General features: G+C 70.5%; 15 protein-coding genes. 5 read left to right on the plus strand and 10 right to left on the minus strand.

Translation table 11 applies throughout. The features are described from left to right. The first annotated feature begins 49 nt into the window (after positions 1–49). The gene (locus tag DN069_RS23050; RefSeq protein ID WP_111503775.1) at positions 50–394 is read left to right on the plus strand and encodes a cupin domain-containing protein; all 345 of its coding nucleotides are present in this window, start codon (positions 50–52) and stop codon (positions 392–394) included. A 76-nt stretch (positions 395–470) separates the two neighbouring features. On the opposite strand, the gene DN069_RS23055 is transcribed toward DN069_RS23050, so the two are convergent. The 3 genes from DN069_RS23055 to DN069_RS23065 form a co-directional block, all read right to left on the minus strand. Beyond that, positions 471–1,352, minus strand: coding sequence for a carbohydrate ABC transporter permease (locus tag DN069_RS23055; protein ID WP_111503777.1), 882 nt, complete (start codon positions 1,350–1,352; stop codon positions 471–473). A 1-nt stretch (position 1,353) separates the two neighbouring features. Continuing rightward, positions 1,354–2,322 (minus strand): carbohydrate ABC transporter permease, encoded by a 969-nt coding sequence (locus DN069_RS23060; RefSeq protein ID WP_111503779.1) that lies wholly within the window; start codon positions 2,320–2,322, stop codon positions 1,354–1,356. Between the two features lie 92 nt (positions 2,323–2,414). Next, complete coding sequence (locus tag DN069_RS23065; RefSeq protein WP_111503781.1) at positions 2,415–3,632, minus strand: extracellular solute-binding protein; 1,218 nt, start codon at positions 3,630–3,632, stop codon at positions 2,415–2,417. 540 nt (positions 3,633–4,172) lie between these two features. On the opposite strand from DN069_RS23065, the gene DN069_RS23070 reads away from it, so the two are divergent. Beyond that, complete coding sequence (locus tag DN069_RS23070) at positions 4,173–5,102, plus strand: ROK family protein (protein WP_111503783.1); 930 nt, start codon at positions 4,173–4,175, stop codon at positions 5,100–5,102. Next, complete coding sequence (nagA, locus tag DN069_RS23075) at positions 5,099–6,292, plus strand: N-acetylglucosamine-6-phosphate deacetylase (protein WP_243639611.1); 1,194 nt, start codon at positions 5,099–5,101, stop codon at positions 6,290–6,292. The genes DN069_RS23070 and nagA overlap by 4 nt, the downstream gene beginning before the upstream one ends. 69 nt (positions 6,293–6,361) lie before the next feature. Here nagA and DN069_RS40250 read toward each other — a convergent pair whose 3' ends face one another. Together DN069_RS40250 and DN069_RS23085 are read right to left on the minus strand one after the other, a co-directional pair. Then, positions 6,362–7,288 (minus strand): CBM35 domain-containing protein, encoded by a 927-nt coding sequence (locus DN069_RS40250; RefSeq protein WP_111503785.1) that lies wholly within the window; start codon positions 7,286–7,288, stop codon positions 6,362–6,364. Between the two features lie 226 nt (positions 7,289–7,514). Beyond that, complete coding sequence (locus DN069_RS23085) at positions 7,515–9,347, minus strand: GGDEF domain-containing protein (protein WP_111503787.1); 1,833 nt, start codon at positions 9,345–9,347, stop codon at positions 7,515–7,517. Positions 9,348–9,662: 315 nt separating this feature from the next. Between DN069_RS23085 and DN069_RS23090 the strand changes: the two genes are divergently transcribed. Then, the gene (locus tag DN069_RS23090; RefSeq protein ID WP_111503852.1) at positions 9,663–10,235 is read left to right on the plus strand and encodes a flavin reductase family protein; all 573 of its coding nucleotides are present in this window, start codon (positions 9,663–9,665) and stop codon (positions 10,233–10,235) included. Between the two features lie 25 nt (positions 10,236–10,260). Here DN069_RS23090 and arfB read toward each other — a convergent pair whose 3' ends face one another. Then, entirely contained in the window at positions 10,261–10,695 is a 435-nt protein-coding gene (gene arfB / locus DN069_RS23095) for an alternative ribosome rescue aminoacyl-tRNA hydrolase ArfB (RefSeq protein WP_111503789.1), read from the minus strand. A gap of 53 nt (positions 10,696–10,748) precedes the next feature. Here arfB and DN069_RS23100 point away from each other — a divergent pair, with 53 nt between their 5' ends. Then, positions 10,749–11,234: a hypothetical protein gene (locus tag DN069_RS23100; RefSeq protein ID WP_111503791.1), complete on the plus strand. Its 486-nt coding sequence runs from the start codon at positions 10,749–10,751 to the stop codon at positions 11,232–11,234. Here DN069_RS23100 and DN069_RS23105 read toward each other — a convergent pair. From DN069_RS23105 to DN069_RS23120, 4 genes are all read right to left on the minus strand, one after another. Beyond that, on the minus strand, positions 11,191–11,841 hold the full coding sequence (locus DN069_RS23105) for a GNAT family N-acetyltransferase (protein WP_111503793.1): 651 nt from the start codon (positions 11,839–11,841) through the stop codon (positions 11,191–11,193). The genes DN069_RS23100 and DN069_RS23105 overlap by 44 nt on opposite strands. 23 nt (positions 11,842–11,864) lie before the next feature. Beyond that, a complete protein-coding gene (locus DN069_RS23110; RefSeq protein WP_111503795.1) occupies positions 11,865–12,410 on the minus strand; it encodes a DinB family protein in 546 nt (181 codons plus the stop codon). A 92-nt stretch (positions 12,411–12,502) separates the two neighbouring features. After that, a complete protein-coding gene (locus tag DN069_RS23115) occupies positions 12,503–13,261 on the minus strand; it encodes a bestrophin-like domain (protein WP_243639613.1) in 759 nt (252 codons plus the stop codon). Positions 13,262–13,279: 18 nt separating this feature from the next. Next, complete coding sequence (locus tag DN069_RS23120; protein WP_111503797.1) at positions 13,280–14,698, minus strand: family 2B encapsulin nanocompartment shell protein; 1,419 nt, start codon at positions 14,696–14,698, stop codon at positions 13,280–13,282. Between the last annotated feature and the right edge of the window lie 130 nt (positions 14,699–14,828).

A 14,828-nucleotide genomic window follows, 5' to 3' on the forward strand; every position in this document is an offset into this window, starting at 1 on the left:
CGCAACCTGTCGCCCCCACCCGTGACCTGCACGGACTACCGTCGGCACCATGACCAGTTTCGCCGTGCACATCCCCGACGCCGAGCTCGAGCCGGACCCGCTCGACCCGAGCCAGATCGTCTCCGGCAGCCCGGAGGTCTCGGGCAAGGTGCTGTGGGAGTCCGAGGACGGCAAGCAGATCCGCGGCATCTGGCAGATCACCCCCGGTGTGGTCACCGACACCGAGGCGAACGAACTCTTCGTCGTCATCTCAGGCCGCGCCACCATCGCGGTCGCGGGCGGACCCACCTTCGACGTAGGCCCCGGCGACGCCTGCGTCCTGCGCGAGGGCGACGAGACGACCTGGACCGTCCACGAGACGCTCCGCAAGGCGTACCACATCACCCTGACGTAGCCGGGCGAACGCAAGGGCGGCCATCCCCAGAGGGGTGGCCGCCCTTGCGTTGCGCGCTGCACTACGTGAAAGCCCGCTACTTCACCGACCCCGCCGTCAGGCCGGAGGCGACCTTGCCCTCGATGAGGGCGAAGAGAATGATCACCGGGATCGTGGCGATGACGGACGCGGCGAAGAGGTGCTGCCAGTCCGTCGCGTACTCGCCGACGAAGTTGGAGATCTTGACCGTCAGGGTGCGGGGGCCGCTCTGGGTGGTGAGCGTCAGGGCGACGATGAACTCGTTCCAGGCTGCGATGAAGGTGAAGATCAGCGCGGTGACGATGCCCGGAGCGGCCAGCGGGAGGATGACGCGGAACATGGCGCCGATGCGGCTGCAGCCGTCGACGATCGCCGCCTCCTCGATCTCCTTGGGGATCGCGGAGAAGTAGGCGTTGAGGATCCAGACCGCGAAGGCCATGTTGAAGCCCGCGTTGACCAGGATCAGCGACCAGATCGAGTCGATCAGGTTGAACTGCAGGAACTGCTGGTAAATGCCGACGATCATCGCCGTCGGCTGGAACATCTGGGTGATCAGGACCAGCAGCAGGAACAGGCCCTTGCCGCGGAAGTTGCGGCGCGCGGTGTAGTAGGCGGCCGGGATCGCGACCAGGAGCACCAGCGCGGTGGAGCCGAAGGCGATCTCCAGGCTGGTGCCGAGGTTGGTGCCGAGGCCCGTGGACCAGATGTCGGTGAAGCTGGACAGCGTCGGGTGGCTCGGGAAGAGGTCGCGGTCGTGGAGTTCGCTGCCCGGACGCAGGGCGGTGATCACCATCTCCAGGTACGGGAGAAGGAAGATCAGGCCGATCAGGTAGGCGCCGCCGACCAGGGCCACGGTGCGGGGGCGGGGCAGTCGGCGTGGGGCCTGCTGCCGGCCGGAGGCGGAGGCGGCCCGGGTCGCGGGCGCGGTCAGGGTGGTCATCTCAGTCCTCCGCGGAGTTCCACCGGGACGCCCGCAGGAAGAGCAGGACGACCACGATGATGAAGCCGAAGTTGACCACGGACATCGCCGCTGCCTCGCCGATGCTGGTCTGCTGGGTGTTGTACATGAACAGCGTCGTGGTGGAGGTCTGGTTGCCCGGACCGCCGCCGGTCATCTCGTAGATGATCGGGAAGGAGTTGAAGACGTTCATGATGTTGATCAGCGCCGCCACGAGCAGGGCCGGACGCAGCAGCGGCAGCGTGATCGACCAGTAGGTGCGGGCTGCTCCCGCGCCGTCCAGGCGGCAGGCCTCGTAGACGTCGTCCGGGATCGCCTGCAGGCCGGCCAGCAGTGCGTAGGTGGTGAACGGCACCGAGACGAAGATCGCGACGACGATCTCCCAGATGAACGCCGGCGTCTGCTGGGAGAGCCAGTTGACGCTGTTGAAGTTCTTCATCAGGCCCACGTCGTGCATCAGCACCAGGATCGTGCCGTTGCTCGGGTTGAGCATCCACTTGAAGACGATGGAGGTCATCACGACCGAGGCGGCCCAGGGCGCGATGAGCATCCAGCGGGCGACCTTGCGGCCCGGGAACTGCTTGTTGAACAACTGGGCCACGCCCAGCGAGATCAGGATGGTCAGGCCGACGACGGCGACCACCCAGATGACGGTGCGCACCAGCACACCGGGCAGGTCCGGCTCGTCGAACAGCTTGGTGAAGTTGTTCCAGCCGGCGCTGCCCTGGTCGAAGCCCATCGAGTCGAAGTGCTGACGCGAGGTCAGGAACATCGAGACCACCGGCCAGATCACCACGAAGAGGATCAGGGCGGTGGCGGGCGTGAGCCACGGCAGGGGCGCGAGCGCGCGTAGCACGCGGCGGCCGCCGCCGACGGGCCTGGCCGTCGGGCGTGGGGTGCCGTCGCTCCCGGGGGCCGGCTCCAGCAGGCCGGCCTGGGTCGATTGCGTCATGGTCTGCTCCATCGCGAACGCGCCGAGAGGCCGACCGGCGGGGTGTCCCGCCGGTCGGCCGCCGGCAGTGCGGATTGCGAAATGCCGGTCGGTTACTGGTTGCTGGTGGCGAAGGTCTGCAGGCCGTTCAGGACCTGGGACGCGTTGTCGGACGCGGCGGTGCCGAGGGTCTGCTTGAGCTTGGCCAGCACCGTGTTCCAGTTGGTGTTGGACGGGTAGACCACGGAGTTCGGCACGTTCTTCAGGAAGCCGGCCGCGACCGGGTCCTGGCCGGACAGCGTCGCGGAGGCCGAGGTGGTGGCGGGCAGCAGGTCGTACTCCTTGTCGAACGCGATCTGGTTCTGGTCGGAGTAGACGAAGTCCAGGAACTGCTTGATCTGGTCCGCGTGGCCGCCCTGCTTGAAGCCGACGACGTCGTCGTGGACGCCCAGTGTCTGGGTGAGCGGGGCGCTCTTGCCCGGCATCGGGACCACGCCGTAGTCGGAGTTGGTCAGCTTCCCGTTCTTGACGATGTCGGGGATCATCGCACCGGAGCCGCCGACCATGCCGACCTGGCCGGCCGCGAAGGCGTCCCACATCTGCTGGCGGTTGGTGCTCGCCGGGCCGGGCTCGGTGTCGCCGGCCTTGACCAGCTGGTTCAGGAACTGGAACGTCTGCACGTTCGCGGCCTGGTTGATCGCGTACTTGCCGGAGGAGTCGACGTAGCCGCCACCGTTGCCGAGCATCCACAGGTAGGACTCGCCCTGGGCCTCCTCGGGGCCGAGCGGGAGACCGTAGCCGATGTCACCGCCGCCCAGCGCCTTGATCTTGGCGGCGTCGTTCTGGATGTCGGCCCAGGTCTGCGGCGGGTTGGCGATCTTGGCGGCCGCGAACAGCTTCTTGTTGTAGAACAGGCCGCGGGCGCTGGTGGTGAACGGGGCGCCGTAGGCGGTGCCGTCGGTGTCGTCCTCCTGCTTGGCGAACACCGGGATCAGGTTGCTGACGGTGCTGGACGACATGATGTCGCTCAGCTTGTACAGCAGGCCGTCGGCCGCGAACTGCTGGGGCGCGTCGCCCTCGAGGATGTCCGGGTACTGCTTGTCCTGGATCATCGTGGCGACCTGGGCCCAGTTGGTCCAGGCGATCGTCTGCACCTGCACCGTGATGTTCGGGTGGCTCTTGTGGAAGGTGTCCGCAAGACCCTGCCAGTAGGTCTGGGTGCTGTTCGAGGTGCCGGCGGTGCCGTAGTCGGCCGCCAGCAGCTTGATGGTGACGTTGCCGCCGGAGGAGCCGGTCGAGGACGAGCTGCTGCCGCACGCCGTCAGCGACATGACTCCGGCGACACCGATTGCTGTGAGGGCGAGCACACGACGCTTCAAGAAAACCTACCGCCTTCGCAAGGTGTGGAGGACGGAGGTGGTTGCCGTCCCGGTGTGTCGGTCAGTCTGGCCAGCGTCCACTCAAGAGGTCTACACCATTTACCGAAAAGCTGGTTGTCGTTGCACCATGTGCAACGACAATTCGGACAGCTCTCGCCAAACTTCGCCGATCGTTACGCTTTGACGTCACGTCAGACCCCCCGGAACGGCTGTGGAGCAACTTCTTCGAATTGTTTTCCCGAACCCCCTTGCCTAAACGAAGCGGCATCGACCTGCGTATCTACTTGGTCTAGACCACAGAGGTCCAGTCCTTTGCCGGGACGCAGGTCAGTGGAGGCCGATCGAGCATGACCACTCTCCGTAATCGAATACGGCAAATCGGGTACTCTGTGACATAGCTCGCCGTCAGTGGCACCAGATGTGGTCATGGACCAGACCAATCTGCAAACTGGACTAGACCTCTGCCGCCCATTCGAGGGAGACTGCTGCGTCGTGAAGCACGTCATCGCTCTCGATGTCGGCGGGACCGGTATGAAGGCCGCCCTGGTCGCCCCCGACGGCACGCTCCTGTACGAGGACCGCCGCCCCACCGGCCGCGAAAACGGACCGTCCGCCGTGGTCGCCGGAATACTGGACTTCGCCGCAGAATTGCGCGACGAGGGCCGCCGGCGCTACGGGGAGACCGCCCGCGCGGCCGGCGTCGTGGTGCCCGGCACCATCGACGAGGCCGAAGGCGTCGCGGTCTTCTCCGCCAACCTCGGCTGGCGCGACCTGCCCATGCGCAAGCTGCTCGGCGAACGGCTCGGTGTCCCGGTGGCCCTCGGCCACGACGTACGCACCGGGGCGCTGGCCGAGGGCCGGCTCGGCGCGGGACGCGGGGTCTCCCGCTTCCTCTTCGTCGCGCTCGGCACCGGCATCGCCGGCGGAATCGGCATCGACGGCCGGATCGAGGCCGGATTCCATGGCAACGGCGGCGAGATCGGCCACGTCATGGTGCGCCCCGGCGGACCGGCCTGCGGTTGCGGATCCCGGGGTTGCCTGGAGACCATCGCCTCCGCCGCGGCCGTCGGCCGCGCCTGGGCGACCGCCTCCGGCGACCCGGCCGCCACCGCCGCCGACTGCGCCCGCGCGGTCACCGCGGGCGACCCCCGCGCAGTCGGGGTGTGGACCGACGCCCTGTCCGCCCTGGCGGACGGACTGGTCATGGCCCACACTCTGCTCGACACCGGCACCGTCATCATCGGCGGCGGCCTGGCCGAGGCCGGCGACACCCTGTTCGCACCCCTGCGCGTCGCGGTCACCGAACGTCTGTCGTTCCAGATGCCGCCCACACTCGTACCGGCGATGCTCAAAGACACCGCCGCTTGCCTGGGCGCGGGACTCCTCGCCTGGGACCTGCTCTCACTGGAGGTGACCGCGTGAGCAACGCGGAGCGCACTGTGCTGGCCGGGGCCAGGCTCGTCCTGCCCACCGGCGTCGTCGAGAACGGGAAGATCGCCGTCGAGAACGGCGTCATCACCGAGATCGCGGCGCCGGTCGCTCCCCCGGACGGCGCGGTTCCCGCCCTGGACCTCACCGGATTCACCGTGGTCCCCGGCTTCGTGGACATGCACGTCCACGGCGGCGGCGGGGAGTCCTACCACTCCGGCAGCGCCGAGCAGGTCATCAAGGCCGCCCACACCCACCTCGCGCACGGCACCACCACGACCGTCGCCTCCACCGTCACCGGCGAGATCGACGAGCTGTGCCGTCAGGCCTCCATGCTCAGCGAGTTGGTCGAGGACGGGGTGCTGGCGGGCATCCACTTCGAGGGCCCGTTCATCAGCATCAACCGCTGCGGCGCCCACAAGCCGGACCTGCTGCGCGACCCGGACCCGGCGGTGGTCCGCAAGCTGATCGACGCCTCGCGCGGGGCGGCCAGGATGGTCACCCTCGCCCCCGAGTTGGAGGGCGGCATCGAGTCGATCCGGCTGCTGACCGAGCGCGGCGTGATCGCCGCCATCGGCCACACCGACGCCTCCTACGACAAGACGCTGGCCGGGATCGAGGCCGGCGCGACCGTGGCCACGCACCTGTTCAACGCCATGCCGGGGCTGGCGCACCGCGCCCCCGGCCCGATCGCGGCGCTGCTGGAGGACGAGCGGGTCACCGTCGAACTGATCGGCGACGGCGTGCATCTGCACCCGGCGGTGGTCGACCTCGCCTTCCGCGGGGCGGGCGCCTCGCGCGTCGCGCTGGTGACGGACGCGATGGACGCGGCCGGCTTCGGCGACGGCGACTACATGCTCGGCCCACTCGCCGTGCAGGTCCGCGACGGCGTCGCGCGCCTCGCCGAGGGCGGCTCGATCGCCGGCTCCACGCTGACCCTCGACGTCGCGTTCAAGCGCGCGGTGAGCGTCAACGGCCTCCCGCTGGAGACCGTCAGCCGGATGCTCTCCCTCAACCCGGCACAGCAGCTGGGCCTTTCGGACAAGCTCGGCTCGCTCGAGGTCGGCAAGCGGGCCGACCTGGTGGTCCTGGACGCGCAGTACGACGTCGTCGCCGTCATGCGCGAGGGCCGCTGGGCGGTGGGCGAGGACCGCCTCAAGGACCGGGTGCCGGTGGCCAACTGACGCCCCGCAACGACGAAGGCCCGCGCTCGGGGGGAGCGCGGGCCGCGTCGTGCGGTAGTCAACCGGTCGTCAGGACCACTGCTGGGGACCGTCCGGGGTGGTGATGGCCAACTGGTCGATGTTGACCGGAGGCTGGCCCGCCACGCCCTGGATCGTGATCTTCACCTGGCCCGCCGTCAGGTCGGGCTGGGCCCAGGAGCGGAACCAGGCATTGGCCGGGTCCTTGCTGCCGTAGTTCGGGAGATCGCGCTCACGGACCTTGGTGCCGTTGACCAGGATGTCGACCTTGGAGGTGGCGCCGGGGTTGTCGTAGCGGATCCACAGCTTGTACGAGCCGGTCGTGGGGATGGTGACCGTCCAGGTGATGCTGGAGCTCGCGCTGGTGATCGGCACCGACTGCCCGCCCGCGGCCTTCGCACCCGCCGGCGTCGTGACCGCCTGGGTGCCCGCCAGCGACATCGTCGCGGCGTCGGTGGGGCCAGGCAGCGTGCCCGCCGCCGAGGCCGACGCGGAGGCCGAGTCGCTGGAGGTGGCGCCCGCGCTCGCCGAAGTGGAGCTGCCCGAGCCGGCGTTCGCCTTGCTGCCGTTGTCGCTGAAGAGCGCGAAGCCGATGCCGATCGCGACCGCGGCCACGACCGCCACCGCGCCGATCATCACGCCGCGCGAGCCGCCGCCGGAGCCGCCCGCGGCGCGGGACGCGGCGCGGCCGCCGCTGGACGGGGGCTGGGACTGGTGCGGCACGCCGGCGTAGCCGCCCGGCTGCTGCTGGCCGTAGCCGCCCTGCTGACCGTAGGCGCCCTGCTGGCCGCCGTAGCTCTGGCCGTACTGGGTACGGCCGACCTGGGTGGCCTGCTGGTACGAGGTGCGCGGGACGCCCGGCAGCGGCTGCGTGGCCGCGGCTCCGCCCTCGGCCCCGCCGTCCGCACCGTTCTCGGCCCGGTACAGGTACGCGAACGGGTCGTCGTCCTCGGGCACGCCGTTGTTCTCGGCTGTCATCGAGTTCTCAACTCTCCCGAATCGTGATCCGTGGATATACGTGCATGCATGGTCGGCTCTCGCGCCCGGAGTACCGCACCACAGGCACGCGTATCCACCGCACACTACCCCGACCGGGTGACACGACGGTAAGGACGGAGCACGGGAGGGCTCGGTTCCACTAGCCTCGGCAGGCTACCGGGACGAGGGACTTCCGTGCAGGCCGCCGGGCTTTTTGGGACCTGGATCAACCCGCCCGGCGGTGGGATCGACCCCCGTTCGCACGAGCCCGCTTCTCGACGTACATGAGCTCGTCGGCCGTGTGCAGTACCTCGTCGATGCTCATCCCGCAACCGGCCCAGCCGATGCCGATGCTCACGCCGACCCGAAGGGTGCGGTTCTCGTAGCGGATCGGCGGGGCTATGGCGGTGCGCAGCCGGTCCGCAAGGTCCTTGGCGCGGGCGCGGTCCACGCCGTCGGCCAGGACCACGAACTCGTCGCCGCCCATGCGGGCCACCGTGTCGCCTTCGCGCACGGCGTGCTGCAGCCGCCGGGCGACCTCGATCAGCGTCGCGTCGCCCGCCGCGTGGCCGTGGCGGTCGTTGATGCCCTTGAAGCCGTTCAGGTCGCAGAAGAGCACCGCCAGGGCCCTGCCCCCGGGCGGGGTGCTGCCGCCCTCGTCCGGCGGGATGGCGTGGACGTGCTCGAAGCCGCCCTCGGTGACCGCCGGGTGGCCGTAGGCGTGGCCGCGGCCGGGATCGGCCGTGCCGCCCGCCAGGACGTCGCCCAGGCCGCCGGGGACCAGCCCGCCGGAGCCGAGCCCGCCGTGGTCGGCGAAGCCGCCGTGGCCCTCCGGCCAGCCCTGCTCGGGCGCGGCGGCGGTGGCGCCCGGCACCTCGTACGGGTCGTAGCCGCCGAAGCCGCCGAGACCGCCGGGGCGGTGGGCGGCGGCCGGATGGGGGTGCCCCCGGCCGGAGGCCGGGAGGGAGTCGGGGTGGTCGCACAGGCGCATCCGCAGCCGGGCCTTGAGCTCGGCGGCGTTGGGCAGCCCGGTCAGCGCGTCGTGGCTGGCCCGGTGGGCCAGCTGCAGCTCGTGGCGCTTGCGGTCCTCGATGTCCTCGACGTGGGTCAGCAGGTAGACGGCACCCTCGATCGGGTCGGAGATCACCGAGTTGCGCAGGTTGACCCAGAGCCAGCCGCCGTCGCGGCGGGCGAGCCGGACCTCGGCGCGGCCGTTCTCCGTGGCGATGCCGCGCAGCCGGCCGGCGTCCTCGGGGTGGACCAGCTCGGCGAAGGTCTGCCGGTGCAGCGAGGACCGCGAGCGCCCCAGCAGCCGGCACAGCGAGTCGTTGACGCGGGTCAGCCGGCCGTGGGCCTCCCCGTGCAGTTCGGTGATGGCCATGCCGGTCGGCGCGAACTCGAACGCCTGCCGGTAGCTCTCCTCGCTCGCGCCGAGCGCCTGCTGCTCGCGCTCCAGCCGCACCAGCGCGCGCTGCATCTCGGCCCGCAGCCGCGCGTTGCCGATGGCGATGCCGGCCTGCTGCGCGAACATCTCCAGCGCCTCGCGGGTCCACGGCCCCGGGCGTCGCCCGTTCCGTGGTCGGTCCACGGACAGCACGCCGAGCAGCTCGCCGCCGAAGCTGTACATCGGGGCGAGCAGCATGTCGTCCGGGTGCCAGGCGCCCTCGGGCACGAAGGCCTGGCCGCCACCCCAGATCGGTATGTCCACGGGCCGGGCCCAGCCGCGGTCGTGCGGCACGAAGACCAGGCTGCCCCAGCTGTCGCCGGCGTTCAGCAGCCGGTTCCACGACTCGCGTGAACCGATCTGGCCGAGCAGGCTGTTGATCCCCTCGTCGGCCTCGCCCTCGATGCCGAGCTCCCACACGGCGGCGACGACCAGATCCCCGTCCGGCCGGACCATGTTGACCACGGCGCTGTCGAAGCCCAGCCCGGTGACCGCCCCCTCGACCACGGCCTGCAGCGTGCCGGCGAGGCTGCGGGCGGCGTTCAGGTCCGCGATGACGCGGTGGAGGGTGCGCAGCGTCGCGAGACGGACGTAGGGCTCCGGCTCGGTATCCATCGCCTTGCCTCCCCTCCTCGACCGCCGTGCCCGACGACTGTGCTCATGGGACTGCGTGCGGCCGACACACTGGCATGGTCCGAGCGTGCAGATGGTCTGACTGCCAGACAAACTGAATCACAGGGTGCACACCGATAGACACTCTGGGTCAGCAAATCCCTGCCACTTGTGACCCAACTCACACGCCTGACGTGTGTAATCCTTGATCGAACCGGAGTTCGTTCCGGCCCCCATCCGCAACGTGAGCAATCAGACGCCCGTCCTAAGCCCAAGGTCCGATGCGAGCCGAGGCCGAGCGCAGATAGCGTGCCCTACGTGTACGACGCCGCGACCACCGCCACCACCACCCCGCCCGCCGTCCCCGCGAACGCGCTGGACGGCCCTCAGGCCTCTCCGGAGGAGTTCCGCGCCGCCCTGGGCCAGTTGGCCTCCGGCGTGGTCCTGGTGACCGCCCACGACCCCGAGGAGGGGCCACGCGGCGAGGACATCGGCATGACGGCGACGGCGTTCCTCTCCGTCTCCCTCGACCCGCCGATGGTGCTGGTCTCGGTCCGTGAGGACTCCCGGATGGAGGAGGCCCTCACCCGCGTCGACCGCTGGGCGGTCTCCGTGCTGGCCGCCGACCAACGCACCAGCGCCGCCCGCTTCGCGATGAAGGGCCGGGTCAGCGACCGGCTGCTCTTCGCGGAGATCCCGCACACCCGCGGCGCGGCGAGCGGCGCCCCGCTGGTCTCCGGCGCGCTGGCCACGGTCGAGTGCCGCACCGTGGAGCGGATACCCGCCGGGGACCACGTCCTGATCCTCGGCCACGTCCTGGAGGCGCGCGTCGGCGCGCCCACAGGCGGCCCGCTGATGTACTTCCGGGGCCAGTACCGGCACTTGGGGTAACCCGCTCACCGTGGGGCAGCCTCCTTCAGAAGTCCCGGACCGTACCGCGGGTGCGCTTGCGCTCGGCGGTGCGGCGCTTGTTCTCCAGCCGACGTTCCACCATGCCGCGGCTGGGCTTGGTGGCCCTGCGGGCACGCGGCGGCGGCGCGACGGCCTCGGCCAGCAGCGCCGACATGCGCACCGCGGCCGACTCCCGGTTGCGCCACTGGGAACGGTGCTCGGAGGCCCGGACCACGACGGCGCCGTCGACGAGACGACCGGCCAGCCGTTCCAGGGCGCGCTCGCGCCAGACGGGCGGGAGCGCCGCGCTCGCGGCGAGCGGGTAGCGGAGCTCGACCTGGCTGTCACTGGTGTTGACGTGCTGGCCGCCCGGTCCGGAGGACCGGGAGAAGCGCCACTGCAGCTCGGCGTCGGGTACGACGACGCCCCGGACGCTGACGGCTACAGGGTTCGTGGACATGGCTCCCATGATCCTGCCGTCCGCCGCGAACGCGCGAGCGGTTTAATCAAAGGGTGATCGAGCTCGGCTACTCCCTGTCCCCCCGTTTCCCCGACCCGCCGCAGACGGACTACGCGACGGCGCCCGCCCGGGCGCTGCGGCACGACCTGTTCTGCGGCGACGTGTTCGTCGAGGGCGAGGGCGGCCGGGACCTGTCCACCCGCTGGGGCTGGGTGCCGGTGCTGGACTTCGCCTGGGCCCTGTGCGACATCGTCGAGGAGCTCGACAAGGTGCTGCCGGGCCTGCGGACGCCCCGCGCCGAGCTGGACTTCACCGAGTCCGCCGACCGGCTGCGCTTCTCCCGGCGCGGCGACTGGGTCGAGCTGCGCGCGGACTGGGTCCGCGACGAGCGGCCGCTGATCGTGGACCACACCGAACTGCGGCGCGAGGCGCGGGACTTCCTGCAGGACCTGCTGGCCGACCTGGTCGACCTGCACGAGGGGCTGGACCACAACCTCACCTTCTGGGAGCTGAAGTCCCGCTTCCCGCGCGTGCCGTGAGGCCGTCGCCGTCCGCCTCGGTGCTGCGGCCGAGGACGACCAGGCGCGGCGTCGGGCGGGCCAGCTCCTCGAAGCCGAGCCGGTCGTAGAAGGCACGGGCGGCGTGGTTGGCGGCGCCCATGCCGAGGTGGACCCGCGGCACGCCGCGCTCCCGCAGGGCGGCCAGGTAGGTGCGCATCAACTCCCGCCCGAAGCCCTGCCCCTGGGCCTCGGGAAGCAGGTCGATGTGCAGGTGCGCGGGGTAGTCGTCGACGCCGGGGCCGAGCATCGCCTCCGGGTGCCGCAGCTCGTGGCCGCGGCCGTCCGCGTCGTCGGGGTAGCGGTCGACGACGCCGGGGAGCCACTCGGCGAGGTAGCGCGCGACGAACCGGCGGGTGTCGGCGGTGCCGAGCACGTACCCGCGCGCCCGCTGCGCGCCGCCGGTCTCGGCCACGACGAAGGCGAGTTCCGGCTCCTGGGCCAGGTAGGGGCCGACGAAGATGTCGGGCAGGATGCGCGGGTCCGGGTACAACGCGCTCGCGTCCGCACCGTTGTCGCCGGTGCGGACGCAGACGTCGTACAGGTCCTCCCGGTCGCCCGGGCGGTAGGGGCGGATGCTCAGCTGCATCCGCCCAGGCTAGCCGCGGGAGCTCAGTCGTTGGGGCGCAGCTGCTCGGGGCTGAGCAGCGAGAACGCGGTGGCGCCGTCGGTGGCCTCGCGCAGGAAGTCGGCGTGGCCGGCGTGGCGGCCGAACTCCTCGACCAGGTGCAGCATGATCCAGCGGGCGGACCGGCGCGAGTCCTTCGGGAACCAGGGGCGGTCCGGGAGCGGCACGGTGCCGTCGAGGTCCGGCAGGGCGCCCACGATCTCGGCCGTCTCCGCGGCGACCTCGTCCCAGAACTTCAGCACGTCCGCGATCTCCTCGCCCTCGACCAGGCGGAAGGAGTCACCCCAGGTGCTCATGTCGCGCTCCACCAGCGGCTCGCGACCGGCCAGAATGACCCTGGTCCAGCTGCTCTCGACCTCGGCCAGATGCTTGACCAGGCCGCCGAGCGTCAGCTCGCTGACCGTCGGACGGGCCGTCAACTGCTCGCGGGTGAGGCCGCCGACGGCGCGGCGGACGGCGGCGCGCTGGGCCTCGACGAAGTTCAGCAGGGCTTCGCGCTCGTCGGACTCGGGGTTGACGACGGTCGGCATGGGGACCACCTCGGCTCTCTTGGCTGGCTGGCTCACTCGGGCTTCCGTGGTCCCCACAGTAGGGCCGAACTAGGTCAGCATCTGTCCTCCTTTCAACGTGGCGGTGGAAGTCGGCTGAGGAAGACCTCGAAGGCCGTCGGCTCGACTCTCGTGACGCCGGTGAACGGGAAATCCATCTCCTTGATCAGGAGGAGTGAGACCACGACCAAGGCGGTGAGCGTCAGCACCATCAGGCCGTGGGCGAGGGTGTTGGAGAGACCGAAGAGGTAGGTGAACGCCACCGTCAGCAGGCCGCCGGTGATCAGCGCCACCCACATGATGGTCGGCACCGAGTCGTCGATCTCCGTCAGCCGCGCCCGCCGCTCCGTGGCCAGGTCCTCGACGTGCGTCACCGCGTGCTCGTAGAGCACCTGTTGCCGCGGGTCGGTCGGACTGAACCCGAAGACGTCCGAGCGCATCGCGTAGACCAGCTGCGTGGCCTGCGGACTGCTCTCGTGCTTGGCCATCAGTGGCCACTCGCTGCTCTCGACGGTCCTGGCGTAGGCCAGCGCGTCGTGCTCCAGCTGGGATCCCACCGGGAGGGGCAGCTCCCGGGAGATCCAGTACACGCCGGCGACGGCGTCGGCCTCCTTGAACGTGGTCTGCCGGGCCGAGTCCAGGTTCTGCCAGACCGCGACCACCACGAAGGCCAGCAGCACCGCGTACATCACGCCGACCGCCGCGAAGATGAACCCCGCCACGTCGTTGTGCGTCTCCCGCATCCGGTGCGGGACGAAGTGCTGCAGCAGCCAGAGCGCCATCGCGCAGACCACCAGCGTGCCCAGCAGGATGAAGACATCGCTCCAGCTCAACGCTTCCCCCCTCCCCGCTCAGTCGCGCGGCCGGGCGACCTCGACGTTCTCCAGGACCCCGAGTGCGTCGGGGATCAGTACGGCGCAGGAGTAGTAGGCGCTCACCAGGTACTGGATCACCGCCCGCTCGTTGATGCCCATGAAGCGGACCGAGAGGCTCGGCTCGTACTCGTCCGGCAGGCCCGTCTGGTGCAGGCCGACGACGCCCTGGTCACTCTCGCCGGTACGCATCACCAGGATCGAGCTGGTGTGCCCGCCGTTGATCGGGATCTTGTTGCACGGGAGGATCGGCACGCCGCGCCAGGCCGGGATCCGGTTCCCCTCGATGTCCACGGACTCCGGGTAGAGCCCGCGCCGGTTGCACTCGCGTCCGAAGGCCGCGATGGCGCGCGGGTGGGCCAGGAAGAACTTGTTGCCGCGGCGCCGGGAGAGCAGCTCGTCCAGGTCGTCCGGGGTGGGTGGACCGCCGTGGGTCTGGATCCGCTGGTCGTGGTCGGCGTTGTGCAGCAGACCGAACTCGCGGTTGTTGATCATCTCGTGCTCCTGGCGTTCGCGCAGGGCCTCGATGGTCAGCTTGAGCTGCTGCTCGATCTGGTTCATCGGCTTGTTGTAGAGGTCGGCCACGCGCGTGTGCACCTGCAGCACGGTCTGCGCGACGCTCAGGTCGTACTCGCGGGGCGCGAGTTCGTAGTCGACGAAGGTGCCGGGCAGCTCCGGCTCGCCGTCGTGCCCCGCCGCGAGCTCGATCGCGGCCTGCCCGTGCGAGTCCTGCGAGGCGGCGCCGGCGGCGGTGAACGCCTCCACCTGCGCCCGCAGTTCGGGCGAACGCCCGAGCAGGTCCGCGAAGGCCTGCCGGGGCAGGGTGAGCAGAGTGCCGGCCGTGGCGGCCTTCACCGTGTACTCCCACAGGGCGTCGCCCCGCAGCAGGGCCTCGTCCCCGAAGTGGTCGCCGTTGGCGAGCACCCCGAGCACCGCCGCGCTGTCACCGAACTTGCCAGTGCCGATCTTGTTGACCTTGCCGTGGGCGAGCACCATCACGTGGTCGACGACCTCGCCGTACTCGGCGATGACCTCGCCCTGCTCGAAGTCCCGTTGGCTGAACCGGGAGGCGAGCTCGACGAGCAGCGACTCGTCCTCGAACCCGCGCAACAGCGGCAGTTCGACGAGGCTCGGCGGCACGATCCGCGTCTCCGCCCCCGTCTGCGCGAAACTCAGCCGTCCCCGGCCGGTGGCGTAGCTCAACCGGCGGTTCACCCGGTAGGTGCCGCCGGAGACCTCCACCCACGGCAGCATCTTGAGCAGCCACCGCGAGGTGATGCCCTGCATCTGCGGAGGCGTCTTGGTTGTCGTGGCAAGGTTCTTGGCCGCAGCGGTGTTCAGCGCGCTCTGCTGCGCCGCACTGTCTGACGTGGCGTCAATACCAGCGTCGACGGACATGTCTGGGGTCCTCCCCTGGGAGCGGATCAACGCTTCCAGGGTGGGGGGTGGCGCGCAGGGGTGGTATTCCCCGAACGAGCGGGAATGGCAGGGACGTTGATGGGTATCAGCGCCCCGCCGGGGGCGCGGG

Origin of the sequence: Streptacidiphilus pinicola, from assembly GCF_003258295.1 — a bacterium.
Classification (GTDB): Bacteria; Actinomycetota; Actinomycetes; order Streptomycetales; family Streptomycetaceae; genus Streptacidiphilus; species Streptacidiphilus pinicola.